Source organism: Neisseria subflava (assembly GCF_003044645.1).
Lineage (GTDB): Bacteria > Pseudomonadota > Gammaproteobacteria > Burkholderiales > Neisseriaceae > Neisseria > Neisseria subflava_B.
The window spans coordinates 1-1835 of the sequence record NZ_POXL01000018.1 but is presented as its reverse complement, the minus strand read 5'-3'; the positions used below and the strand labels follow the sequence as shown (position 1 = coordinate 1835).

1 protein-coding gene is annotated in these 1835 nt (G+C 55.4%); it reads right to left on the bottom strand.

The features are described from left to right. A partial coding sequence (locus DBY97_RS11325; RefSeq protein ID WP_107858386.1) for a type VI secretion system Vgr family protein occupies positions 1-1835 on the bottom strand: 1835 nt, incomplete at both ends.

The window sequence follows — 1835 nt, the reverse complement described above, 5'->3', positions numbered from 1 at the left end:
GCCTCTTTCAGGTCTTTAAGGGCGTCTTTCAGACGGCCCCTTTGGGTTTCTTCATCGGTGTGGTGGTTGTTGGCCGTTTGGGCGGCTTTGTTCAGGCTTTTGGCCAGGGAGAGTGCTTGTTCGAGTTGGGCGACGGCATCGTCCATATCCAGCACTTTGCCGCCGGCGTCTTGGTTTTGTGCGCTGACGAGTATGCCCTTGCCCGCCCTTACCGCGCCCCAACCGTCGGTTCTGAGTTCGAAGCCTTCGCCGTTCTCTCCGCGCTTCTCACGATTTGAGTCGACGATATGGCCAAGGTTGAGTTGGGATTTCTGATAGTCGGTGGCAAGTTTGATGTGTTCCTGACCTTGCAGGTCTTCCATCCTCAGTTTGTTGTTCGCCCAGGTACGGATGACGTTTCTTGTGTTCCAATCGGCAGGGATATGGTCGGTATGGGCACTGTCGTGCATCACTCCGGAGATATACGGACGGTCGGGATTACCCTGTACGAAGGAGAGCATCACTTCGGTGCCTTCATGTAAGGGAAAGTGAATGCCGTATTCAGGACCGGCATACGGTTTGGCCAGTCGGACGGGACGGCTTTCCCCGCCCGGACTCCATTCATCCAAGTCAAACGGGAGTTTGACGCGGTAACGGCCCATATCGTCGATATAGGCGTAGGTGCAGTTTTCTGCCGCAGTGACCCGTGCCGGTAAGGTACCGTCGATATGCGGACGCGGGGTGATGCGTTCGGGACGGTAGGCGAGTTGGGCGGAGATGGCGGTAAAGGTATGGCTGTAGGCGGTATCTCTGCTGCCGCTGTGTTCCATGGAAAGTACCAGCCAGCCGTCGGGTGCTTCGGGGAAGGAAACATCGGTTTGGAACACCTTCATCGGTGTCATGGAGACGACGTTGCCGCTACCGTTGGCGACGGTTTGACGGCAGAGGTTGGTTTCGTTCAACAGGGTCGTCTGAACTTGGGCTTCGTCGGTTGTTTTAGGATGAAGGCCCCAGTGCTGCTGTTTGCCCAATAAGACGGTATTGTCGGCAGATTCTTCGGATTGTTTATTGTCGGCTTCGGCAAAAAGGTCGGTATCGGCACTGCGGTAGTTGTAGTCGGCCGTGCGTATGCCTTCGACGATGGGGTTGTGACGGATGCTTAAGTTAAAGAGTGCTTCGGTACCGACACTCTCCAATCCGGCATGGGGGCGGTAGGAAACGGGTAAGCCTTGGCTGCGCAAATAGTGTTCGGGACTGTCGCCGAAGGCGACTACGTCGCCATGTTGTTCATGCTGTTCGAAGGCATACCAGATGCCTTCTTCTTCACACAGACGGTTGATAAAGGCAAAGTCGCTTTCGAGATACTGGGTGACATACTCGCGTACGCTGTAGTTGCGGCTCTTTTGGAAACGGTAGTCGACACCGGAGAAACCGTGGTGTTTGAAGACGGCGGCAACGATGTCGGGGACGGTTTGGTGTTGAAACAGCCGGGAGGATTGGAAATGTTTTAAAGCCGCGAAACGCGGCTCTAAAACAAAGCGGTAAACGGTTTCATCCTTGGATACGGACAACTTCTCGCATGAGGTGATAATGCCCTGCCATTGCTTTGCCGGCGGGTTGTCTGAAGCAGACCCGAATGTCCCGGCCACTTCCGACAGTAAGCCTTCCTGCGGACGAATCTCAAACGCTGCGCGCTGGTTGAGGTAGGAAGACAGAGGCAGGGAGGAATCGGTCGAGGTGGCGGTAATTTCGACACGGTAAGCGGTATTGACCGCCTCGGATGCGCTAAAGGAGCGGACTGAAAGTGAAGGGGAAAAACGGGCAAAGGTAAGGTGGTAGGATTGGCGGGCGGTCAT